General features: G+C 34.3%; 20 protein-coding genes. 4 read left to right on the top strand and 16 right to left on the bottom strand.

Annotation, left to right across the window (positions count from 1 at the left end):
* Positions 1–420: 420 nt before the first annotated feature.
* The 3 genes from DK441_RS05070 to DK441_RS05060 are packed head-to-tail and all read right to left on the bottom strand — an operon-like array spanning position 421 to position 8,779.
* The gene (locus DK441_RS05070) at positions 421–885 is read right to left on the bottom strand and encodes a hypothetical protein (protein ID WP_109097783.1); all 465 of its coding nucleotides are present in this window, start codon (positions 883–885) and stop codon (positions 421–423) included.
* Positions 885–5,624: a DUF6443 domain-containing protein gene (locus tag DK441_RS05065; RefSeq protein ID WP_160111957.1), complete on the bottom strand. Its 4,740-nt coding sequence runs from the start codon at positions 5,622–5,624 to the stop codon at positions 885–887. Before DK441_RS05065 ends, DK441_RS05070 begins: the two co-directional genes overlap by 1 nt.
* Before the next feature lie 5 nt (positions 5,625–5,629).
* Entirely contained in the window at positions 5,630–8,779 is a 3,150-nt protein-coding gene (locus tag DK441_RS05060; protein WP_109097781.1) for a hypothetical protein, read from the bottom strand.
* 224 nt (positions 8,780–9,003) lie between these two features.
* Between DK441_RS05060 and DK441_RS05055 the strand changes: the two genes are divergently transcribed.
* Complete coding sequence (locus tag DK441_RS05055; RefSeq protein WP_109097780.1) at positions 9,004–9,657, top strand: uracil-DNA glycosylase family protein; 654 nt, start codon at positions 9,004–9,006, stop codon at positions 9,655–9,657.
* Between the two features lie 14 nt (positions 9,658–9,671).
* On the opposite strand, the gene DK441_RS27250 is transcribed toward DK441_RS05055, so the two are convergent.
* Positions 9,672–9,905 carry a 30S ribosomal protein THX gene (locus tag DK441_RS27250; RefSeq protein ID WP_109097779.1) on the bottom strand — a complete coding sequence of 78 codons (234 nt, stop codon included), beginning with the start codon at positions 9,903–9,905 and terminating at the stop codon, positions 9,672–9,674.
* Positions 9,906–10,646: 741 nt separating this feature from the next.
* Between DK441_RS27250 and DK441_RS05040 the strand changes: the two genes are divergently transcribed.
* The 3 genes from DK441_RS05040 (at position 10,647) to DK441_RS05030 (ending at position 13,815) form a co-directional block, all read left to right on the top strand.
* Positions 10,647–11,564 (top strand): endonuclease/exonuclease/phosphatase family protein, encoded by a 918-nt coding sequence (locus tag DK441_RS05040; protein WP_160111956.1) that lies wholly within the window; start codon positions 10,647–10,649, stop codon positions 11,562–11,564.
* Between the two features lie 233 nt (positions 11,565–11,797).
* The gene (locus tag DK441_RS05035; protein ID WP_109097776.1) at positions 11,798–12,376 is read left to right on the top strand and encodes a hypothetical protein; all 579 of its coding nucleotides are present in this window, start codon (positions 11,798–11,800) and stop codon (positions 12,374–12,376) included.
* 20 nt (positions 12,377–12,396) lie between these two features.
* Positions 12,397–13,815: a flotillin family protein gene (locus tag DK441_RS05030; protein ID WP_109097775.1), complete on the top strand. Its 1,419-nt coding sequence runs from the start codon at positions 12,397–12,399 to the stop codon at positions 13,813–13,815.
* Positions 13,816–13,822: 7 nt separating this feature from the next.
* On the opposite strand, the gene DK441_RS05025 is transcribed toward DK441_RS05030, so the two are convergent.
* The 12 genes from DK441_RS05025 to DK441_RS04970 form a co-directional block, all read right to left on the bottom strand.
* Positions 13,823–14,413: a DUF1287 domain-containing protein gene (locus DK441_RS05025; protein WP_370444302.1), complete on the bottom strand. Its 591-nt coding sequence runs from the start codon at positions 14,411–14,413 to the stop codon at positions 13,823–13,825.
* Positions 14,414–14,466: 53 nt separating this feature from the next.
* Positions 14,467–15,072: a hypothetical protein gene (locus tag DK441_RS05020; protein WP_109097773.1), complete on the bottom strand. Its 606-nt coding sequence runs from the start codon at positions 15,070–15,072 to the stop codon at positions 14,467–14,469.
* Positions 15,073–15,162: 90 nt separating this feature from the next.
* The gene (gene trpA / locus DK441_RS05015) at positions 15,163–15,924 is read right to left on the bottom strand and encodes a tryptophan synthase subunit alpha (RefSeq protein ID WP_109097772.1); all 762 of its coding nucleotides are present in this window, start codon (positions 15,922–15,924) and stop codon (positions 15,163–15,165) included.
* Positions 15,925–16,004: 80 nt separating this feature from the next.
* Positions 16,005–17,186: a tryptophan synthase subunit beta gene (gene trpB / locus DK441_RS05010; RefSeq protein ID WP_109097771.1), complete on the bottom strand. Its 1,182-nt coding sequence runs from the start codon at positions 17,184–17,186 to the stop codon at positions 16,005–16,007.
* Between the two features lie 28 nt (positions 17,187–17,214).
* Complete coding sequence (locus DK441_RS05005; protein ID WP_235015711.1) at positions 17,215–17,856, bottom strand: phosphoribosylanthranilate isomerase; 642 nt, start codon at positions 17,854–17,856, stop codon at positions 17,215–17,217.
* The gene (gene trpC / locus DK441_RS05000; RefSeq protein ID WP_109097770.1) at positions 17,853–18,638 is read right to left on the bottom strand and encodes an indole-3-glycerol phosphate synthase TrpC; all 786 of its coding nucleotides are present in this window, start codon (positions 18,636–18,638) and stop codon (positions 17,853–17,855) included. The genes DK441_RS05005 and trpC overlap by 4 nt, the downstream gene beginning before the upstream one ends.
* 43 nt (positions 18,639–18,681) lie before the next feature.
* Positions 18,682–19,044, bottom strand: a complete 363-nt coding sequence (locus DK441_RS04995) for a four helix bundle protein (protein WP_109097769.1) — start codon at positions 19,042–19,044, stop codon at positions 18,682–18,684.
* Between the two features lie 29 nt (positions 19,045–19,073).
* Positions 19,074–20,069, bottom strand: a complete 996-nt coding sequence (gene trpD, locus DK441_RS04990) for an anthranilate phosphoribosyltransferase (protein ID WP_109097768.1) — start codon at positions 20,067–20,069, stop codon at positions 19,074–19,076.
* Between the two features lie 88 nt (positions 20,070–20,157).
* On the bottom strand, positions 20,158–20,730 hold the full coding sequence (locus DK441_RS04985; RefSeq protein WP_109098018.1) for an aminodeoxychorismate/anthranilate synthase component II: 573 nt from the start codon (positions 20,728–20,730) through the stop codon (positions 20,158–20,160).
* 116 nt (positions 20,731–20,846) lie between these two features.
* Complete coding sequence (locus DK441_RS04980) at positions 20,847–22,244, bottom strand: anthranilate synthase component I family protein (protein ID WP_109097767.1); 1,398 nt, start codon at positions 22,242–22,244, stop codon at positions 20,847–20,849.
* A 223-nt stretch (positions 22,245–22,467) separates the two neighbouring features.
* Positions 22,468–23,034 (bottom strand): YceI family protein, encoded by a 567-nt coding sequence (locus DK441_RS04975; RefSeq protein WP_109097766.1) that lies wholly within the window; start codon positions 23,032–23,034, stop codon positions 22,468–22,470.
* A 30-nt stretch (positions 23,035–23,064) separates the two neighbouring features.
* On the bottom strand, positions 23,065–23,436 hold the full coding sequence (locus DK441_RS04970) for a MarR family transcriptional regulator (protein ID WP_328515239.1): 372 nt from the start codon (positions 23,434–23,436) through the stop codon (positions 23,065–23,067).
* Positions 23,437–23,614: the final 178 nt, after the last annotated feature.

Below are 23,614 nucleotides of genomic sequence, written 5' to 3'. Positions count from 1 at the left end.
TACCGTGAATACGCTTTTTCTCAAAAGCACCAGTTTGATCCATTACTAAACTAGATTAGCTTATAAATAAAAAAATCTACAACATTAATGCTGTGGATTTAGTATAATTTATTTATTACTCGTAACCCTCGCTCAAAACGCCACTAGCCAAGAGGCATAGCGGTAGCGATCAATTACACGCTAGGAGCAGCGGGGGAGTAGCTGATCTGTATCTCAGCAATGTTGTTTGTTCGCATAGATTTAAGTTTTGATAGGGTTGTATTTTTCTTTTCCTCCTTTCTGGCAGGCTAGAGAACTGTTTTCTTAGCTCACTTTAGAGCATAAAAAAAGAGTCGTATTTCTACAACTCTTTTTTACTTATATCATTTATTTGATAATCAAACTTTATAGTACTCTTTTCAAAAGCACCAGTTTGACCCATTACCCAGCGGGGGAATCATATTTTCCAAAACGCATACTTAAAACAAGTCTATTATGAACAATATCAGCAGGGTACAAAGAATCTATTTCATATAAAAATTCCTCTCCATTTTTTAGGTAATATTTAAAAACTCTTGTTTCTCCTTCAGCTATTTGACCACTTTTAGAAAAATACTTCTTATCATTTTTAGAAAAGTCAGAATACTGCATTTCATATCTAATATTATTATAAATACTAAATAATGAATTTGTCGTGGCTAAAATATAATTGTCATTATCTAATTGACACTCTAAAACAGGTAATTCTTTAGATGCCAGCTTAAACTCATGATTATTTCTAAATAACTTTATATCTGTATAGACTCTTGTATGCAAATTTTTATTATTAGTCTTTAGATTTTCTAAAGTTCCATAAAGCTCCTCTAATTTCTTAATAATTAGTTTATATCTATATAAATGATCCATTACTTTTTAAGTGTTTTTGTTCTTGTTAATAGAGTCGATCCATTAACAGTTTTTGTACTTATACTATATCCCGCTTTAACATATTCACCTGCTGCTTTAACCGCTGCTGCATCATTAACTACAAGCCCTACAACAGTAATACTCGACATTCCATTTTCAGCAGCAATAGATTCGGCAGCAGTAATCAAACTGGCGTTTGATGTAGCACCTTCTGCAATTTTTTCTATCATATCAATTTCAACTGTCATAGCTCCACCTTCTCCAGAAATAGTTCCCGAAAATTGGGTACCTTCTACCAAAGATGTAGAATCATCAAAAGTTTTCGTAGCAAATGGTTTACTAGTTTTTACTTTACCTACATTTTTAAGTGCTTTAACAGAACTTTGTAATCCTTTACCTACTAACTCACCTGTAGCTATTGCAGCAGCTTCAACCGTCACATTAGCTGCTCTTTCTCCTATTTTACTACCCAATGTTGTAGCTGAATCTTCAGATAAAGCCGTTTCTACTACATCATGTGCTATATCTGACATTCCTGCTGTTGCTGTTGATGCAGCATCTTTTGCTAAGCTTACTAACCCCTGTGGACTGCTTAATTTGCTAAAGTGATTACTTGCAGCCTTCTTAACTGTCTGTATTGGACTACTAACAAGTTGTTTTGCACCTTCATAAGTATTAGAAAGAGTTCTTTTATATGCGTTCACAGCACTTTTTAAAACTGTTTTACAGAACTCACAATTACCATCGGGATCAGATAAAAGTATAGGATTATTCATGCTATACTTATATGGTGTCCAATCATAAAACAATTCAGCTTTCTGATCCACGTTCATCCAACGTCCAAGTTCTGGATTATAATTACGTGCATCTATATCTATCCAGCCAAGACTTAACTCATCCTGTTCTTCTTTATTACCAAATCCATAATTATGATTTCTTCCTCGCAGTGTACTATTATATCCAGAATGAGTCATACCGAAAGGATAGTAATTCTTCTCCTGTACGATCTCACTTTGAGTAATAGAACCATCCTTATCAGCATCTTTGTACGATAATCGTATATTCCCTAAATGGTCTTTAAACTGATAAACATACTTATATCCATCGGCTTCATGTTCTACAATCCCTTCTGCATGGTTAAAGAATTCTAGTGACCCATTCTTATACACATAATTACCAGCATACTCTGTTGTTAATGAACTTCCTTCTGTGGTAATCTTTTTTAATTTTACCCCAGTGGCATCGTAAATATAGGTAATATTTCCATTATGAGAAGCATTATTTACAGTTACTGTTTTAGGGAGATTTAAATGATTATAAGTAATGCTGGTAATCCCCTTGTTTTGATCCATGATCATATTACCATTAGCATCATAGGTGTAATCATCATTGGTATTAGTGCCATCTTCAAACCCACTGGCTCCATCGATTTGTTCTTCTACAGTTAAGAGTTTATTCCCGGTATCATAGGTATAGGATAGGTAATCTAAAGCTACACTTTGATTAAGGCTTCCTTTTTTATGTCTTTTTAATGATTTTAGGTTACCGTTCTTATCATAGGTAATCCCAAAAACCCTAAACCAATCCTGCTCACTATTATCCTGACTATTATAATTTGCATCGGTAATTCGATTTAAAGCATCATAACTGTATTTGTAATGTCGCTCTACATTATCATTGGCAGTTTTCCATTTTGTCTCTGCAATATTTCCATTATATAAAGCAGTAGTCCCATGTTGTGGAGTATTATAATTTATACCAAAAGCAAAAAGCTTGTTCCCAAGAGCTATATCGGGATCATTGATCTTGGTCAACCAACCCCGTACATTATAAGAATAATCAACTTCTTGTAATCCTCCCCCTGTTTTCTTGCTTTCTAACTGCCCTAGGGCATCATAGGTATTTTCTACAATCGTTTCTTCCTGATTTCCTATAGTTTGAGTTTGTTTTGTTAATCTACCCATATGATCGTATTCAAAACGATCTATAGTAACAATTTCAGCATTATTGTCTTTCTTATGTCTAGTAGTAGTTTCTTCTACCTTACCTACAAAATCCAACTTGGTTTCTATAACATCTGTAGTGTTAAGATACTCATTCTTACTGGCTATATATATAGGTCTTGCTTTTTTATCATAATAGGTAACCGTGGTAATCCAATCATTAGTATCTAACACCCGTACTTTGCTTCCGGTAGGTAGTGTTTTGGTTCGATTGGTAATAGCTTCGTTATATACCATTCCCGGGTTGGTCAATCCTGCGATATCAAAAGTATAGTCGTCATAATAATTGATCGTATATACTTTATACAGCCCTCTATCTGGATAGGCATCCAGACTATAATATGTTGGTGTTCCTGCAATACTACTAGAGGTAGTGCTTTTGGTTTCATACTGTGGATCAGTCGAAGCATTAGCTCTTCCCTGTAACACCTTTCTGGTACTTCCGTTGATTATTGATCCTGTATATACTACTCTGCCAAACGCATCATATTTGGTAAATAACCACTGATCCCAAGGTTTACCAGAATTCTCTTCTCTTAAGCTGGCATCCTGAGTAAGAATAGGTTGGTCTAATTTATTATACACAATATACTCCCAATCCTTACCAGGGATTTTCTTTTCGATAAGCCTATTGCGATTATCATATTTGTATTGGTAGCACAACTCGGCAAGCTCGGTATCACTTACACCATCTGCTACAATTACTTTGGGAGGAATCACATAAGTAAGATTCCCGAAATCATCATATACATAATACGTATCATGTGCCTCGACTACGCTCGGCGCCCCTGTTGCTGAGCCTGTCGAAGCAAAGGTTCTTTTTAAGACAATTCTACCTTGTTTATCCTTGTACTCTTTGGTAGTGTGAAGATTCCCATCTGCTGGAGTCCAGTTTTCGTCTTTGGTACTGGTGATATACAACTTATTGGGAGTATAAAAACCATCCTGTACCAGATTAGGGTCTTCTGTATTTCCTGGATTTGCGAAGTTTACTCTAAAATACACTACTTCATCAGCCACATTGGTACCCCAATCAAATTTGATCGTATGGTCATTATCACTATTAGAATTTGCTTTCCAGGCTTTTCCCGGCGCTCCTTGTTCTAGCACCCGATTAAGAGGTGACTTCTCAAAAATACTTTGTGAATACGCATTAAAATCATTATGATTAGCATCTATTCCCACAAAATCATCTGCATAGGTAGTTTTATAATACGAGTTGATATCAGCATTTATATTTACATCTTTATAACTCCCCACCGTAGTATTAGCTTCAAAAGGCAGGTATTGTTTGTCTTGTCGACCATAATCATCATATGCTACATGAGTTACAATATCGTTTTCACCTGGTGATGCTGCAATAGAACGTTGCTGTAAGGGCCTTCCTAATCCATCAAAATAGGTAACACTCTCGATAACCTCTTTATTATATTTGATTTGGCTGGGTGATGACATTTCTTCTTGATATACCCTGGTAAATACATAATTTTCATCAGATAAGGTTAACAGGTGAGGAGTTATTATACATCCCAGTCGTTCTCCATAAATTTCGGGGCATCTATCCTGATTATTTAAGATATACCCCGAAGGTTGCACACTGTAATACACTCCATCATTGGGGTCGCCAAATCCATCATTATCGGCATCATTATAAAAATACTGTGGCTGAATATTGGTTATATTTACGGTAGTATCATCATAATCATCGTCATTGGTTACAAACCCAGATGGTTGTGTACATTGTTGTTTGGTTACGTTTTTATCCCCCCAGGTATCTCCATCACTATCAGCATACCAAACCGTATTGGGGTGAATTGAAGCGTTATTATCATTGCAATCGCCTAAAGGTAGCACTATTAAACTATATCCACTTCCTGGGTTCGTACATTGTGTCTTAGTTGTACTGGCAAAACCATCTCCATCACTATTCTTATACCAGACGGTATTAGGATGTATTGAAGCATTATTATCATTGCAATCTCCTAATGGTTTTACCGTTAAACTATATCCACTTCCGGGGTTCGTACATTGGATTTTTTTATCGCTAGCAAAACCATCTCCATCGCTATTCTTATACCAAACGGTATTAGGATGTATCGCTGCATTCCCGTCATTACAATCTCCTCCTTGCAGGATGTATTCGGCGTATTTAGGTTCATTAGGTCTTGAACAACCGACATAATAGATGTCATTACCTCCCCAGCCATCTCCATCGCCATCATATGACCATCTTGTATTAGGATGTAGGCTTCCATTAGTATCATTACAATCATCAGGATTATTGGCATACCCTTGAGGTGGATTACTTACAGAGCCACAACTGGTAATAACTCCACTACTCACTCCATACCCATCACCATCATTATCAGGATAAAAGGTTCTTGGTCGTATTGAAGCATTACTGTCGTTACAATCTCCACTTTTATCTACATAATTGCCTGAAGGCTTATAGCATTGTCTTTTAGCGACTGAGTTACTACCCCAGCCATCCCCGTCATTGTCTATATACCACGCTTTATTGGGATTAATAAGTGGATCGCTGTCATTACAGTCATCCCCATTGGTTACATAGCCAGGATGGTTGCCTCCATCATCAAAAATTGTAAGGTTTGGATTCCCATAACCATCGGCATCGGCATCACGGAACAATAATCCATCTCCACCTCCGAATTGTGCGAAGCCTATAAACCCTATAAACATTGCTATTGTACATATATATATCTGTTTTGTGGTCATCATCCTTAGTTTTTGTAGTTATACTTATTTTCAGAAACTAGATTTCCTTCTGCGTCCTTTATAAATTCTAATCGGTTAAAAACATCATAATGATACGTCATCAGATATCCTTTAGGATCAGTAATACTGGTAATACCAATCAACGGGTCATAGGTATAAGACGCTACCTGTGCAGCTTTGAAATAGGGATGTTCCCTTAGTTGATCAAACAATTCCCTGATTGTATTTTCAGCAGCTATAGAATTTTCAGTAGTACTAGCCGTTTTGATCTGGTTGATAAGATCAACAATAGCTGTCGGCATATTAGTATAGGTCGCATTTTCGATCTTAGCTATAGGGTAGGTATCATTATATCCCCAGATATAGATGATGTGAGTACCATTTGCTTGCGATACTTCTAACGGATTTCCTTTATCATCATATTTGTAGTATACAATCCGATTCTCAGAATCATTATTATTTTTTTTACTTTGTACATATTCAGGAAGCACCAAGCCGGGCCACTTGTTGTCATTATAAAGGGTATGAATCACTGTTTTTGAACTACCTTTTGTGGTTTCTACACGAATACGTTCTGTTAATCGATGTTGATCGATGAGTTTTTGTTCTGCTTGTGTTGGGTTTGTAATATCTAGAGGATATACTGTTTTTTGTACCACTTTATTGTTATCACTACCTTCTGTCTCTACACGGGTTAGCTGTAAGTGATTTATGTTATCATAATAATAGCGATCACGTTGTGTATAGTTAGCTGGGGAAAAATAGTTTTTTGTAGTCGTAATTGGTTTTACCCAGGAACTTGTAATATGATATGTAGACCAACTAAATTGGGTATTGGGGCCATTAGGGGGAGATCCGGGGATTCTTCCTCCTATAATAGATAACCCGCTAATTACACTATCAAATCGATAACTCTCTGATGAATTATTGATAAAACTATAGTCAAAGTCGTACTCCTTAATTTCTTCATATACTTTAGTATTTGTATGGTCATACATTGTAGTGTTAAGTAACAATCCTCGTTTCCAGTCGAAGGAAGTAATAGGAGTAGGGGTTTGTAGTTCTGAGCTTATAATATCACTATCATTGGTAAATGTATATACCGTTTTACCGTTCTCATTGTTATTATGCTTACTCGTGGTTACTGTGGTATACCCTACAGAATTTCCTGAGGCGGTGGCTATAGGATAGATAGAAGAATAATGTATGGATAGATAAGTACAAGCTCCCAAAGTTGCATCGGGATTAGGTTCTGTAATCACATAAGAAAATATAGGTTTCCCCTGGATAATACCACTGGATCGAGTGGTGTTTTCCTGAGTATATGTATATTGTGTTTCTTCTGTTTTAATACCATCATGATTTTTTAGCTTTTTAATACGAAGTCCACCAGCCAGGACGTTTGTATTTGCCCCTACAATCTCATTTTCTACCCAACTCATAGTTGCTTTACAATTACAGGTATCTCCCAAATACTCAAATCTTATAGTATAACTACCGGGATCCAATCCAAAATTGTATTCTCCAGCCTCTCTTATAAAAGAAACTTGTTCATTATTACTGTTAAACACTTTAAAGGAACAAGCATCATCGAATACAGTTTCTGTAGTATCGCATGTATTGTCTACCTTAAGTTTGATTCCTTCATACTTTTCCAGAATGGTAAAAGGAAAATTCTGACTTGAATTATAATTAGAACCATTCGCCGAAGCAATTAGAGTACTACCTATGTTATATTCATTTTTTCCTGTGGATGAAAAATATTGATTGGATTCATATTCAAATTCAGAATACCCTCCCGTAGGATATACAATACGTCGTAGTGTGCCAGCTTTTGCATATTCAGGATAGACCTCACGATCACCTCCTAGCAGAAGTTGTCCTCCAAAAAATGTAGTAGGGTATAAAGGTTGACTACCTTGTCCATTATAATATCCCCAATAATCTTGTGAATTACTAAAACGTCTGGGTAGTTTTATACTCTCATTATATAAAAACTGATGTTTTTTATCTGCATTTATTTCTTCGAACGCTATGAGTTTTAGACGGTAATCATCTGCATTAGTAGAGCTATCTTGTGCTTTAAAATAATCATATTGTAATTCAAAACTTTTTGTCTCATTTCCTAAAAAATCTTTTATGATTATTTTACGTAAAGCATGATTCCCTGGAAGATCTTTTCTTATGTTACTTCCGGCAATAGGGTAATTGGTATCATCTGAGTATATAAAATCTACGGTTCCATCACTAAAAGAAATTTTTTCTAATACAGCTTCTGTATGATGTATTGTTTTCTGACAGCCTTTATCTGCTTTGTTGGGGCATCCAAATTGATTTATATCTTTTATATATTTGATGAACTCCCTGGAATACATATACTGGTACTGAAATGTTCGATATGTAAAATTGATTTCTTCACCATCAGTAGTTCGTATTTTACGTAATTTCCAACTAGAGTTAAATTGATTTTCAATAGCACCTAGAGATGCAGGACAAGTAGAAGTAATATAAGACTGATCTATTTGATCAAAAGTAAAAACAGTACCACTCTCATCTGTAATTTGAAACGTATTTATACTTTCATTAGGAGTAATCTTTATGGCCTTCTGAGGAATTAAATGAAGGTTTTTGTCTTTATCAAAAACAAACTTACCCGATGTGTTTAAAAAGGTATAGGAGTAGATATCGGGTTGACTGTCAGATTCGCCTTTTATAACAGAATTAGCATACAGGTAATCATTATAATTGTTAGCCGAGTCATTAGGATTAAATGTATTTAGATTAGGTTTGGTAAAGGTTCCTGTAAAATCAAGTAATCCACTTACGGTTCTAGAAATCATTCCTTCTGCTTGTAAACTCCACCCTAAACCAGTTCTGGAAGCTTTTTCATCTACTTTGATTCCTCCCGCATGATACTTTAAGCTAATAGGAACAGATACTCCCGTTCTGGTAGTGATTTCATACAAAGGTATATTGATCTGTGGAATGCCGGTATAGTACCCTACCGGAATGCCCCCATATTTCTGAAAATTATGAACATCGGGAGCCGCAGGCACGATATTCGGCAAACTATAAGGTGTTTCTTCTAAATTAGTTTGCGCTTTGGCACATAAACCAATAAAAAAAACAATTAAAAAAATAAAAATGTTTTTCATAAAAATAATTTTGTAGTGACTGATTTTGTTTTTAATTGTATTCCCAATGCAATATTAAAGCGCGCCAGTTTCATTTTTCGGGACTGAGAAAAAAATAATAGCTTTTTTTAAAGTCGATAGTCGAGAGGTTATAGGTATTTGAATATCGGGATCAATTTCCTCTTTTACTTTTTTAAATAATACTATTACCTTCGTGATTCATTAACTCATAATTCGTAATTCATTTGTTTCTACATACGCATCCATACGAACCGTTTTTCCCTAAAGGCGCTACCAAACTAATTGTAGGAACATTACCACCACCAAGGTTTACAATGGGGGAATTAAAAAAAGGAGATGTTAATTTTTGTTATGGTAGTATAAGTGGTTTGCTATGGCCTGTTTTGGATAACATATTTGATTTGGATTTAAAGTTTGAGACCACCCAAAAAGCAATAGATCAAAGAAAAGATTTCTTAACCTCTAGAGGAATAGGAGTTTGCGATATTGTACATAGTTGTGAGCGAGAAAAGATCGATGCATCAGATTTAGGAATGCAAAATAGTACGCTTAGGGATATCATATCATATTTAAAACAATACCCGCAAATAGATACGCTGCTTTTTACAGGAGGCAATAGTAAAAATGGCCCGGAATACTTTTTTAGAAAACACCTAAAAGGATATGATCTTAAGTTAGAATTGGTATCAAACGATATCCCAAGAATCCATCGATTTAGTTTAGAAGGTAGAATCATCAATACAGTATCTCTTACCGCACCGTCTGGAGCTGCCAATCGATCTATAGGAAGTTTACAGGAATATAAGGCATTAAAAAAAGCAAACCCCAAATTCAATACTATTGATTTTAGGGTGATGCAATATCAAAAATATTTTTAATCTCGGTTTAAAACTTATTCAGATTCCTCGTCGGTTTTCTTCTTTGTAGTCTTCTTTGCTGCTGGTTTGGCCTTTGGTTTTGACTCAGCTTTTGGTGTTGCCTCAGTTTTTGGCGTGGGTTCGATTTTAGCTGCTGTTTTAGGTTTTGTAGTTGCTGTTATAGCAGTTGATTTTTTACGACGTCTTAATCTTCCATACGTTCCCATAATGATTTTACCACGACGTGTTTTTTTATCTCCTTTACCCATATATTAGATTTTATATTAAATAATTGATTAGGTGTGAATTACTAATGTAAGGATTTAGAAATGAAAAATGAAAAATAATATTTTTTTGAGTGCTGTTTTGCATCTGATGTAAGTAAGTTTAGTGTTGTTTTTGATTGAAGGGGTTTAACCCAGATTATCAATGACGTTAAGTTAAGGATAAAGTTTAAAAATTTATGCCACATTGAGCCCTTCGATAGACTCAGGACAGGCCTTTGTCGAAATGCTTTTCAAATGTCTTCGACAGGCTACCATTGACGTATTTCATAATGATTTGTTTTTCACAAACTTATATACTCTTGAATTTCATCTAATTCCTTTGATTAGGCTTTCTGTTCATTTTCTTTGCTCGCCCAAAGAAAACGAACCAAAAGAAAAGGCGCTTTTTTCAAGGTATTTTTCAATTTCATTGAAAACCAGATTTATTGTGCTAAAATCTTTCCAAGGCTTCAAGATTTTTTAACGCAAAACAAATCTTATACTGGTGAAAAAAGATTTCAAAGCTCTGCTTTGGAACGTCAGCTTAAACACTGGATAAAATTTATTGGATGTCTCAGACTGACAATAATAAGCCTAACTAAACGATATTACCCGGATTATGTATTAGAAAATCTATTGCATCTTGAAACTACTTCAATAAAAAAAACTATTTTCGAGCGAATCAAAAAAGTAGCGAAATATGGGTGAATTTCAGTCATTTTTTAGGAAATAGAAAAAGTTGAGATGAGTTCAATAGTAAAACACAGGTATCGTATTTCGAAAAGAAAGTTTCTTCTTGTTCTTTACGGCATACTTATTTTTATTCATTTCATTCTTAGGGATATTATATACCCCATCAATATTATATATTATGCATTCCCTGTACTATTTCTACTGATCGGAAATTTAGTGCTATGTGTATTGTTTTTTAAAGAGAAAAAAATATTGTACTCTTTAATCGGGTGTTTTTTATGTATATCGTTGTATTGGTTTACGGGCTATTATAAGATACAATCACCACCAGAACCTCTTGATAACAATAAGAGTATATTGTTTTGGAATATTGCAAGAAAAGGAGAGCGATCGATGGATATTATCATCAAAAAAACAAAGCAACAAAAACCATCTTTTATAGGATTAGTAGAGGCCGAAGAGTTGACCGATAAGGATGTAATGCGATTTAAGAATACATTTCCATCATATAGTATACAAAAACTGAAAGGTGGGATGGTACTGGCAGTAAAAGGAGAGATAGATGATATCCAATATCACTTCAAAGATGAGAGTTTTAAGTTTAATTATATTACCGTTACTCTTGCGAATCAAAAAACATCAATACTGATTGCAGATGTTAATGCTGTACCTTTTACGAATAGAAAATCGGCATTACATACGATCTATGAATTTACTATACAAAATAATCCGTCTTTTATTGTAGGGGATTTTAATACACCTTATGAAAGTGTACATTTTGGCGATTTTAAAGATAACCTGAATAGTTTTCATAAGATGTCGAAAGGATTCACAGCAACCTGGCCATACGGTATTCCCTTATTCGAAATAGATCAAATATGGAGTGCCAAAGCGATTAGACCGGTTTTTCTGAAAAAAGAATATTATAGCATATCAGATCATGCCCTTTTAATTGGAGTGTATGAGTGAACACGATAGATTAATGTAATGATTTAGATATGAAAAAAGAAGCGTATGCTTTTTATGTATTATATCGTTATCTAATTTAACTGTAGAGAAGTTTGAAACCTAACATTGCTTCATTTTTTATTCTTCTTATTTGTTTATATAGATTGGATTCATAAATTAACATCTCTAATATTTTTATCATAACTAAATCTTGATTTTTTTTAGTAGATTTATGCCTGTTAATTCTGAAATCTATGAACGAATTTTTTGAAGGTATGTCAACCTTCGAGCAAGCATATTGGATTATTGCAATATTAGGTTCTATTATATTCCTAATTATTTTTGCTTTGACCTTTATTGGAGCTAGTGATGTGGATATGGAAGCAGATATTTCTGATATTGATGCAGATGATGGAGGTGTAGGTTTTCAATTTTTCACATTTAAAAATGTAATTGCTTTTTTTACCATTTTTGGTTGGACAGGTATTTTATGTATTGATAACGAATTATCTACTATTGTTACAATCGTTATTTCTTCTTTTGCTGGATTACTAATGATGATATTAACCTCTCTCTTGTTTTTCTGGATGCATAAAATGGCTGAATCTGGTACATTGAAAATTAAAAATGCTATTGGAGCAATTGGCGAAGTATATTTACCAATTGGAGCAAATCGATCGAGTATAGGAAAAATTCAAATTAAAGTACAAGGTAGTTTACGAGAATTAGAAGCAGTAACAGATTCTGAAGAAATTTTGAAGACTTCTACTATAGTAAAAGTTGTTGAAATTATAGGCTCAGAATTACTATTGGTCGAAAAATTATCTAACTAAAAATTTTAAATAAAATACGAATGAATATATTTTCATTATTTGCTGGAACTGGAGTTACTGGCATATATTTAGTGGCCGCAGTTATATTAATTTTTGTTGTTTTTATGTTCTCTATGTTCAGAAGGTACAAGCGTTGTCCTTCTGATAAAGTGTTGGTGGTTTATGGAAAAACTGGTGGGGAAAGTTCTTCTAAATGTATTCATGGAGGAGCGGCATTTATATGGCCTATAATTCAGGATTATTCGTTCCTGGATTTAACTCCGATTTCGATAGAAGTAAATCTGATTAATGCATTGAGTAAACAAAATATCCGTGTAAATGTACCTTCTAGATTTACTATTGGTATTTCTACAGAACCAACTATAATGCAGAATGCGGCAGAACGTTTATTGGGACTAAGCTTAGATGCTGTTCAAGAATTAGCACAAGAAATTATTTTTGGTCAGCTACGATTGGTTGTTGCATCCATGGATATTGAAGAAATTAATACAGATAGAGATAAGTTCTTATCACATATTACGCATAGTGTTGAAGCAGAATTAAAGAAAGTAGGTTTAAAACTGATTAATGTAAATATTACAGATATACATGACGAGTCTGGATATATCGAAGCCTTAGGAAAAGAAGCTGCAGCAAAAGCTATTAATGATGCTATTATTTCTGTAGCTCAAAAAGATAGAGATGGGGCAATAGGACAAGCAGAAGCTGTTCAAGACCAAAGAGTTCAAGTTGCTGCGGCAAATGCAAAAGCGGTTGAAGGTGAAAATACAGCAAAGATTCAGGTTGCTAATTCTGATGCAGATAGGAGAGCTCGTGAAGCAGAGGCAGAGAGAATAGCTAATGCTTCAGAAAAAGTACAATCGGCAAGAGCATTAGAAGAAGCCTATGCAGCTGAGAAAATAGCTGAAGATGCTAGAGCAAAACGTAAAGAAGCAGAGCAAGGCGCAGATATCATTGTCCCTGCACAAATTGATAAGAAAAAAATTGAAATTGATGCAGAGGCAGAGGCAGAACAAATTAGACGAATTGCAAAAGGAGAGGCGGATGCAATTTTTATGAAAAAAGAAGCTGAAGCAAAAGGGATGTATGAAATTTTAACTAAACAAGCAGAAGGGTTAGATCGTATTGTGAAAGCTGCAGGAAATGATCCTAAAGAAGCAGTGTTATTATTGATAGCGGATAAATTACCCGAGCTAGTTAAAACACAAGCAGAAGCAATTAAAAATATTAAAATAGATAAAATTACCGTTTGGGAAAATGGTAATGGAGAAGACGGCAAAACTTCGACATCCAACTTTATTTCAGGGATGTATAAGGCAGTACCACCTTTACAAGAAATGTTTAATATGGCAGGGATGCAATTGCCAAACTACTTGAAAGGAGAAGAGAAAAAAGACCTAGATTCTGAAATAAAAGAAGATACTAATACCAAGGAATAAAGATGCTTCATTTCTCATACTGATAGTGACCAATAATCTTATAATCAAATAGACAATCTGCTAATACTTGTCCGCCACCAATATTATGAACGATTAAATAACGCTGTTGGTCGTTAGATTTTTTGTTTACTACCAAACCAATATGTGTTAGTCCTCCTCCCAGACTCCAACATACAATATCACCGGGAGCATAATCTTTTGGGTTATTAGTTATCGGTTTTGTTTTTCCAAATCTTGAAAAAAACTTCATCAGGTTAGGGACCCTTCTGTGATCAATATTTTTATCGGTCCTAGACAATCCCCAGTTTTTGGGATATAGTCCAAAATTGGTGTACATATCTTCATGTACTTCTTTCTGTAAATCAATATCTAGTGTTCTGTAGGCTCTGATTACTACATCTGTACATACTCCTTTGTCACCAGGGACATCGCCATTTGGGTAGCCGATAGAGAAATAAGAAGGGTCGTATGTTATTTTGTTTTTGGTTAATGCTAAGGCAGCATTAGATAATTGATCTTTAAAATCGGTTTGCCCAAAATTAAATTGAACAAAAAGCATGAAAAGACATAAAAAAAGTATACGATATTTTGTAATCATAAATTAGCTCTTATAAGTTGTATATCATATATAGTGATGTAAATAGTTCTAATTTAACGGCACTTAATATTTAGATGTACTTCTGTGAATTGATCCCAAATCTGATGATTCTTTTCTTGGGGAGATAAATAAAACCAAATTAAATAGTTCTCTTTTACTGGACAGTATTCACTTTTAATTTTAGCATTCAGAACAATTATTCCTTTTTTTAAAAACTCATCATACAATTCTACTGAACCTTCAAATGTATTTTTATCAGTCTGATGAAAGGAAGATTGAGTTTTAGGAATTTTTTTGAAGAAATTAAAATTAGTGATTGCTCCAGTATTCATAAGCCCATCAAAATATATATTCATTATATTTTCTAAATCTGAAGCGTTTAAATTCGGGTCTTCATTAATCATCCATAAAAAAACATATGAAAAATAATCCTCACTATCTTTTTCACCCCACCCCGGTGCAAATCGAATATGTTCTTCACCTTCATATTCTATATCTCCAGCAAATATTAATGGAAACTCCAGAACTTCACTACGCCAATTGTTTTGTGCTTGAAGAACATTCTCTATAGTATTATGTAAACGAAAATAAAGGTACCCTCCTCCAATTGCAATAATGACTATTAATGCAAGTAATATTTTAAATAATCGTTTTAACATCTAATATCTATCGGTTTACTTGATTATTTACAACACAGAGTGCTATGTTTACACTCAGAGTTTTAATCTTTTGATTAGAAAGATACAAAATCATCGAATGCTTTTTACAAAATCACTAATGTTATCTGTTCCATTATGAGTTAAATGTTTTATGAAAGCAGAGCCAATGATAGCACCTTTAGCTGTTTTGGTTGCTTGCTTAAATGTTTCATTATTACTGATTCCAAAACCAACGATTTGAGGGTTTTTTAGATCCAGAGATTCAATACGTTCAAAATACTGCTGTTGTGTATCACCAAATGTACTTTTGGCTCCGGTGGTACTGGCAGAACTTACCATATAGATAAATCCATTAGATACATCATCTATAAATCGAATACGCTCATCTGAAGTTTGCGGAGTAATTAGAAACACATTGATCAAGCCATATTTCTTAAAAGTTTCCTGGTAGTGTTCGTGATATTCATTAACCGGTAGATCGGGGATAATTAATCCGTCGATACCAATCTTCTGGCACTTAGCACAAAAAGCTTCTATGCCATACTGCATCATAGGATTAAAATATCCCATAATGATTAAGGGAATGCTAACCGATTTACGAATGTCTTTTAACTGCTCAAATAGAAGTTGAGTAGTCATACCATTTTTAAGAGCTGCGGTCGAACTCTCTTGTATCGTTGGCCCATCTGCCAAAGGATCACTAAAAGGTAATCCGATTTCGATCATATCTACTCCATGGTGTTCTAGGTCTTGTATGATTTTTGTGGTATCATTTAGTGATGGATATCCAGCTGTAAAATATATAGATAGTAATTTTTTATCTTGCTCTAATGCTGTGTTTATTCTGTTCATTTTTTAGTATTTAGTATTGAGTATTTAGTATTGAGTAGCGAATAATTAGTGCCCATTACAATATACTTACTACTGAATTGTTATAATTTAAAATAGTCTATGTAGGTGTCAAGGTCTTTGTCACCACGGCCAGAAAGGCTTATGACAACAATATCTTCGGGTCTAAATTTTTTATCATTAAAAATGGCCAGGGCATGTGAGGATTCTATTGCAGGAATAATTCCTTCTAACTGCGATAGCTCTAATCCGGCAGCCATGGCATCATCATCGGTTACAGAATAAAACTCTCCGCGTGCGGTTTTATATAGATGAGAATGTAATGGTCCAACACCAGGATAATCCAGCCCTGCAGAAATAGAATAAGGCTCTGTAATTTGCCCATCTGGGGTTTGCATTAGTAAGGTTTTGCACCCGTGAATAATTCCTTCTTTTCCTAATTGGGAGGTAGCTGCACTTTCGCCACTATGTACTCCTTTTCCGGCAGCTTCTACTGCAATAATTCCAACACTGGGTTCTTCTAAAAAATGATAATATGTCCCTGCAGCATTACTACCACCACCAATACATGCTACTACATAATCAGGATGCTCTCTACCTTCTTTTTCCTTTAGCTGCCACTTGATTTCTTCTGAAATTATAGATTGAAATCGTGTTACCATATCTGGGTAAGGATGAGGTCCTATGGCAGAACCAATAATATAATGTGTGTCGACAGGGTTATTGATCCAATCTCGTATCGCTTCGTTGGTAGCATCTTTAAGAGTTTTACTTCCTGATTTGGCAGGTCTTACCTCTGCACCAAGCATTTTCATTCGCGCAACATTGGGTGCTTGTCGCTTAATATCAATCTCACCCATATAGACAATACATTTAATCCCCATAAGAGCACATACCGTTGCTGTAGCTACCCCGTGTTGTCCTGCCCCTGTTTCTGCAATGATTCTGTTTTTACCTAATCGTTTTGCTACAAGAATTTGCCCAATCGTATTATTTACTTTATGCGCACCGGTATGGTTTAGATCTTCGCGTTTAAGATATACTTTGGTATTGTGTTTTTCTGAAAGGCGTTTAGCAAAATACAAAGGAGAAGGTCTCCCCACGTAGTCTCTTAATAATTGATCAAACTCTTTTTTGAAAGAAGGTTCGTTCATAATATCGAGATAGGTAGTTCGTAATTCTTCGACATTAGGATAAAGCATTTCGGGGATATATGCTCCTCCAAAATCTCCGTAATATCCTTTTTCGTTTACTTGATAATTCATTTTTTATTGTTTTTGGTTGTCATTACGTTTATGCCGAAATAACAAGCTTTATAAATTTTTCGAGATTTTCTGTTTTTTTAACTCCGGGTTTACTTTCAAATTTGCTATTTACATCGATAGCATGTAAATATTTAGATTCGGGGCGCTTCTGAAAAGATAAAATAGCTTTTGTTTCATCAAGTCCGATACCACCACTTAGAATGAATGGCGTTGAAGAGGGGTAGCCTTTTAAGACACTCCAATCAAAAGTATATCCATTACCTCCTTTTTCTTTTCCTTTGGTATCAAAGAGAAAATAATCTACAATACCTTCATAGGGTTGTAAACGGTCAAAATCAAACTCATCTTTGATGGAGAATACTTTCCACACTTCGACAGGCTCAGTGTGGCCAGTCAATAATGATTTTAAGTTTTGACAATATGTTGCAGGTTCTTTTCCGTGCAATTGAATAGCTTTGAAGTCATATTGTTTTACTTTCTCGACAATAAAATCTATAGAAGCGTCTACAAATACCCCTACTTTTTTAATTGTCGAGGGTAGTTTTGAAATTTCTCCTTCAAAATTTCTGGGAGAGTTTTCATAGAAAATAAAACCAAGATAGTCTGGTTTCAGGGCTGCTACAGCTTTTATATTTTCATGATATTTCATCCCGCAGACTTTTAGTTTCATTTCTTTAGATTTTTTATGAATTCTACAGCGCTGGCTCCGGGGTTTTCGGTTTTCATAAAGTTTTCACCGATAAGAAAACCTTTATATCCATATTGCTTTAGGTCTTTTATAGCTTCAATAGTACTAATGCCACTTTCTGAAACTTTTACAAAATCATCTGGGATTTGAGTACTTAGTGTTTTACTAATATCTGTACTTACCTCGAATGTTTTTAGATTTCGATTATTTACGCCCAGCATATCCAAAGATGGCATGATTGATTTTTGTAATTCGTCCTGGTTATGAACTTCTAATAATACATCGAGAAATAAGCTTTTGGCAAACTGGGATAAAGATTTAATCTCATCCCGTGATAAAACGGCTGCAATTAATAAGATTACATCGGCTCCGTGAGCTTTAGCTTCTACTAATTGATATTCGTCGATGATAAATTCTTTACGTAACAAGGGCATTTGTACTGTGGCTCTGGCGAGTAAAAGATCTTCCAGCGATCCTCCGAAATACTTACCGTCGGATAGTACCGACATCCCACAAGCTCCGGCATTTTGATATCCATCGGCTACATCTTGTACACTTACTTTTTGATTGATTACAGATTTAGAGGGAGATCTGCGTTTATGTTCTGCTATGATGCCTGTATTGCTGTTTTGTAAAGCCTTGGCCAATGAGTTTGTTTCGCGATCAAATAATACAGAGTTCTCTAATTGTTTGATGGGAATTATACTTTTTTTAAGCTCAACTTCTTTATGCTTATCGGCTATTATTTTGTCTAGGATATTCATTTATTGTTGATAGTGATTTGTTGATAGTTGTTTGTTAATGATATTATTTTGTTGTTAGTGTTTTATAGTAATTAATAAACCCATTCAACAATTTTTTACAACCTATAATTTGTTCAATTAACTGTTTATGCTCTTTTGCTTCTATATAATTTTGATCTAATGCTAAATATAACTGGATTTCTAATTCATATAATGAACCTCTGGAAATATGGAAAAAGTGTATGCTATCGGAAGAAGTTCTTCTACCACAATCTTCAGCTATATTTGAAGGAATAGAAATAGCAGATCTTCTCATTTGGCTTGTTAATCCATAAACTTCGTCTTTAGGGAACTTTTTGGTTATATCATAAAGACTATTAACCAATTTCCTAGTTTCTTTCCAAACTTTTAATTCTGTATACTCCATACGATCAATGATCAACGAATAACGATCAACTAATTCTTACTTAGTTCCTGAACTTTTTTTAGTGCTATTAATCCTTTTCCAGAGTGTAGTGATTCTTTTGCTTTTTCGAATCCTTGTTTTGGTTCGAGACCTTCTACTGTGGCGATAGCCATTCCTGCATTGGCACAGACTACATTATTTTGCGCTTCGGTTCCTTTACCACTTAAGATGTTCATAAATATAGCAGCAGATGCTTCGATAGAATCTCCTCCGTAAATATCTTCTTGTTTCAATAGTGGTACTCCAAAATCTAATGGTGAAAGCATTCCTTCGGTTGTATTAGAAATTGTTTTTGTGTTTCCGGTTAGTGAAATCTCGTCGTATCCATCCAGTGCATGGATAATGGTAAATTTTTTGTCTGTATTTTGATACAAATATCCATACATCCTTGCTAATTCCAGATTAAAAACTCCTACGATTTGATTTTTTGGAAATGCTGGATTTACCATTGGTCCAAGCATATTAAAAAACGTTTTTACTCCTAATTCTCTACGTATCGGAGCAACATTTTTCATTGCGGGATGAAATAATGGAGCATGTAATACACAAATCCCTGCTTCATCGATACTACGTTTTAAAAAATCTTTATCATTACTAAACTTAATCCCCAAATGCTCCATCACATTAGAGCTACCACATGTTGAGGAAACTCCGTAGTTACCGTGTTTGGTGACTTTAATTCCTGCTCCTGCCGAGACAAAAGAAGAAAGTGTTGAAATATTAAAGGTATCTTTACCATCACCACCGGTACCACAAAGATCTACGGGATTATACTCGCTAAGGTCTATTGCGATACAAAGCTCTAGTAAGGCATCTCTAAACCCTTCTAATTCTTCGATAGTAATGCTACGCATCATATATACGGTAAGAAATGAAGCAATCTGACTTTGATTATATTCTCCTTTAGAGATGTTAACCAAAACACTTTTGGCTTCTTCTTTAGAGATGGTTTCGTGATTGATTAATCGATTGAGTAAGTTTTTCATAAGCCTTTTACTCTGGCATTTGCTTTCTAAACAGGAAAACAAGCTCGTATAGAGTAGTATTTAAGTTAGTATATTTTATCTTTACGTGTTAATTATTAACCCAGTTTTCTAATATCTTTTTTCCATCGGGAGTTAATACAGATTCTGGATGAAATTGCACCCCTCGAACGTCTAATTCTTTATGACGCAGGGACATGATTTGTCCGTTTTCATCATATGAAGTCACTTGCAGGCAATTGGGTAAGTCTTTATCTGCTACTACCCAGGAGTGATATCTCCCTACATCAAAATTGGTGTCTAGTCCTTCGAAAAGAGGCTCATCTGTAACCGATAATGTTACATTGGTTGCCACACCGTGATAGACCTCATTGAGGTTGGTGATGCTACCACCAAAAACTTCTCCTATCGCTTGTTGTCCCAGGCAAACTCCAAAAATACTTTTGGTATCTGCATATTTACGGATAATATCTTTTAGTAATCCCGCTTCATCTGGGATTCCCGGACCGGGAGACAATAAGATTTTTTGAAATGCATCTACATCTTCTAATCGTAATTGATCATTACGTTTTACGACCACTTCACAACCAAGATCTTCTAGATAATGAACCAGATTGTATACGAATGAGTCGTAATTGTCTATTACTAATATTTTTGTATTCATTGTTTTTTTTTCAGAGTTTTTACACTTTGTTACTTTATTTCTTTTTTGTGTTAGGGATAGCAGCTGGCTACCTTGTAGCGCGAATAGCCCGACCCCAAGTAATTGGGGAAACACCCTTATATTTCTTCTGCAAGTTTTAATGCTTTTGTTAATGCGCCTAGTTTATTATATACTTCTTGTAATTCGTTTTCTTCATTTGATTCGTTAACCAATCCGGCTCCTGCTTGCCAGTGTAATTTGTGATTTTTACTTAGAAATGTACGGATCATGATGGCATGATTAAAGTTTCCTGAAAAATCCATAAAACCAATTGCTCCCCCATAGAAATCGCGATTTACGTTTTCATATTTTTCGATAAGCTGCATGGCCATGTGTTTTGGTGCGCCACTTAGTGTGCCTGCCGGGAACGTATCTCCTACTATTTGCATAGTAGTGGTGTTCTTGTGTTTTTTACTGGTAACCTTACTAACCAAATGGATCACATGAGAATAAAATTGAACTTCTCTATAGGTCTCTACGGTAACATGATTTCCGTTTCTACTTAGGTCGTTACGTGCCAGGTCTACTAACATCACATGCTCTGCATTTTCTTTTTCATCTACAGATAGTTTTTTTGCTAATTCTGCATCTTGCTCATCATTACCTGTACGTTTAAAAGTTCCTGCAATGGGGTGAATCTCTGCAGTATCATCTTTTACAACTAGTTGTGCCTCGGGAGAACTACCAAATATTTTAAAATCACCATAGTCAAAGTAAAACAGGTAGGGCGAAGGATTAACACTACGTAATGCTCTGTAGACATTAAATTCGTCTCCTTTAAATTTTTGTGAAAAACGCTTGGATAGTACTAATTGGAATACATCTCCACGATGACAATGTTTTTTGGCAAGGGAAACATGTTCTTTATATTGTTCGTCGTTAAGATTAGAGGTTGTATCACCAACTGTAGTGAAATTATAGGAGGCAAAATTTTTGACTTTAAGTAGAGATTCTATTTCGGCAATATTACTTTCTGATTCATAGCAGTGCGCAAAAATATAGGCTTCATTAGTAAAATTACTAATAGCAATAATGTTTTGATATACCGTGTATTGTATGTCGGGTATATGTAAACTATCTTCTTTTTTAGAAATAGAGATATCCTCAAAATATCGAACCGCATCATAAGAGATATAGCCAAAAAGGCCATTGTTAATGAACTTGAACTCGCTTTTTGAGGTTATAAATTTTTTACCGAATTGCTCAACAACTTCAGCAATATTAGTAGAATCGGTAATAGGTGTTTCGTCGATACTCTTATCGGGAAAGGACTGGTAAATAGTTTCGTTTTTTACTTTGATATTAGCGATTGGGTTACAGCAGATGTAAGAAAAGCTATTTTCACTACCTCTATAATCGTTGTTTTCTAATAATAAGCTATTAGGAAAACGATCTCTAATTTTTAGATAAACACTTACTGGAGTAAAGGTGTCTGCCAGGATTTGTTTGAAATGTGTGGTTAATTTATAAGTCATTTTGCGTTTTTAATTTTTAAATACAATCTCTGTTTAGGGAACAAAAAAAAGGCTTGTCGTGATTCGACAAGCCTTTGATATGTTTACTTAACACAATGATAGGAGCTATCTCACGACGTTTTCGTTTTGAGATGACCACCACCAATTATTTGTTAAGATTGTTTTCATTTTTTATTTATTGGGTCAAATATATAAATTAATTATAATTCAGAACAATAAAAAATTACATTTTTAAACTTACAGCTAATTCGAATTCATCGCTGATCGCTTTATCACCTAAATTATCAAAGAAACTTCCTGATCCATATTTGATGTCATACTTTGTTCTGTCGACTTTAAGTGTCGTTGATGCAGTACCTCCATTTACGGCTAGAATAAATTTGATTGGATTTGTTTTTCCTTTAATGGTAAGATCTCCGGCTACTATATGACCTTTATCTGTTTTTTTGGTTTTTGTAACCACTAATTTTGCATTTTTATGATTTGCTATTCCAAAGAAATCATCAGAACTTAAGTGTCCTTCGAGTTTTTCTTTTCCTTTTCCAGCTTCAAGATCAGTAACGGCAAGTGAGGTCATATCTACTACAAATTCACCTCCTGTAATGTTATCGCCATCAAATACTAAAAAACCTTCTGATAGATTTAGTGTTCCTGTATGAGATCCTGTAACTTTTTTACCTGTCCAGTTAATTGTACTTTCTGAAGTTTTGATTTCCTTTTTTTGAGCAAAAGTAGATGTTGTTGCAACTACTGCAATGGCTAAGAATAATAATTTAAGTCTAGTTTTCATGATTGTTTAAAAATTAATAGTTATTGTTATTTATGAGTTAGAATATCGAAGTTTATTTAATAATTCATTTAATTGGATCAAATCTTCTTTAGAAAAATTTGAAGTAACACTGTTTTCAAATTCATCCATTATAGGACTTACTTTATCCAAAAATTTTTTTCCCTGCTCTGTAATGGTGATTTCAACTTTTCTTCGATTAGATTCGCAGATTGCACGTTTTACATAGCCTTTGTTAATAAGCTTATCTACCAATCGAGTTGTATTACTCATTTTGGTAACCATTCTTTTCTGTATGGTAGAGAGGTTAGCAGGTTTTTCTTTTTGTCCTTTTAAGATTCGTAGTACATTAAATTGTTGAAGAGAAATATCAAACGCTTTTAATTCGATATTGATTTTGTCCATTATCCAGTTTTCCGTATATAATAAATTTATTACGACTTTTTTAGGTAGCGGAAGTTCAATTTCTGTTTTTATGATCTTTTCTATATTCAATTGTATCTACAATATTTGTCTATACAAATGTATGCTAATTTTTATTTCAAAAATTGTAAAATGTTATTAATTCTTTGTTAAAATCAAG

The organism is Aquimarina sp. AU58, from assembly GCF_900312745.1.
GTDB classification, from domain to species: Bacteria; Bacteroidota; Bacteroidia; order Flavobacteriales; family Flavobacteriaceae; genus Aquimarina; species Aquimarina spinulae.
Note: the sequence above shows the minus strand (reverse complement) of the source record. Positions and strands in the feature narration are given on the sequence as shown.

Excerpts from the sequence above, each read along its gene's own strand:
- DK441_RS05070 (WP_109097783.1), bottom strand. The coding sequence starts at position 885 with ATGGATCATTTATATAGATATAAACTAATTATTAAGAAATTAGAGGAG.
- DK441_RS05065 (WP_160111957.1), bottom strand. The coding sequence starts at position 5,624 with ATGACCACAAAACAGATATATATATGTACAATAGCAATGTTTATAGGG.
- DK441_RS05060 (WP_109097781.1), bottom strand. The coding sequence starts at position 8,779 with ATGAAAAACATTTTTATTTTTTTAATTGTTTTTTTTATTGGTTTATGT.
- DK441_RS27250 (WP_109097779.1), bottom strand. The coding sequence starts at position 9,905 with ATGGGTAAAGGAGATAAAAAAACACGTCGTGGTAAAATCATTATGGGA.
- DK441_RS05040 (WP_160111956.1), top strand. The coding sequence starts at position 10,647 with ATGAGTTCAATAGTAAAACACAGGTATCGTATTTCGAAAAGAAAGTTT.
- DK441_RS05035 (WP_109097776.1), top strand. The coding sequence starts at position 11,798 with ATGAACGAATTTTTTGAAGGTATGTCAACCTTCGAGCAAGCATATTGG.
- DK441_RS05030 (WP_109097775.1), top strand. The coding sequence starts at position 12,397 with ATGAATATATTTTCATTATTTGCTGGAACTGGAGTTACTGGCATATAT.
- DK441_RS05025 (WP_370444302.1), bottom strand. The coding sequence starts at position 14,413 with ATGATTACAAAATATCGTATACTTTTTTTATGTCTTTTCATGCTTTTT.
- DK441_RS05020 (WP_109097773.1), bottom strand. The coding sequence starts at position 15,072 with ATGTTAAAACGATTATTTAAAATATTACTTGCATTAATAGTCATTATT.
- trpA (WP_109097772.1), bottom strand. The coding sequence starts at position 15,924 with ATGAACAGAATAAACACAGCATTAGAGCAAGATAAAAAATTACTATCT.
- trpB (WP_109097771.1), bottom strand. The coding sequence starts at position 17,186 with ATGAATTATCAAGTAAACGAAAAAGGATATTACGGAGATTTTGGAGGA.
- DK441_RS05005 (WP_235015711.1), bottom strand. The coding sequence starts at position 17,856 with ATGAAACTAAAAGTCTGCGGGATGAAATATCATGAAAATATAAAAGCT.
- trpC (WP_109097770.1), bottom strand. The coding sequence starts at position 18,638 with ATGAATATCCTAGACAAAATAATAGCCGATAAGCATAAAGAAGTTGAG.
- DK441_RS04995 (WP_109097769.1), bottom strand. The coding sequence starts at position 19,044 with ATGGAGTATACAGAATTAAAAGTTTGGAAAGAAACTAGGAAATTGGTT.
- trpD (WP_109097768.1), bottom strand. The coding sequence starts at position 20,069 with ATGAAAAACTTACTCAATCGATTAATCAATCACGAAACCATCTCTAAA.
- DK441_RS04985 (WP_109098018.1), bottom strand. The coding sequence starts at position 20,730 with ATGAATACAAAAATATTAGTAATAGACAATTACGACTCATTCGTATAC.
- DK441_RS04980 (WP_109097767.1), bottom strand. The coding sequence starts at position 22,244 with ATGACTTATAAATTAACCACACATTTCAAACAAATCCTGGCAGACACC.
- DK441_RS04975 (WP_109097766.1), bottom strand. The coding sequence starts at position 23,034 with ATGAAAACTAGACTTAAATTATTATTCTTAGCCATTGCAGTAGTTGCA.
- DK441_RS04970 (WP_328515239.1), bottom strand. The coding sequence starts at position 23,436 with ATGGACAAAATCAATATCGAATTAAAAGCGTTTGATATTTCTCTTCAA.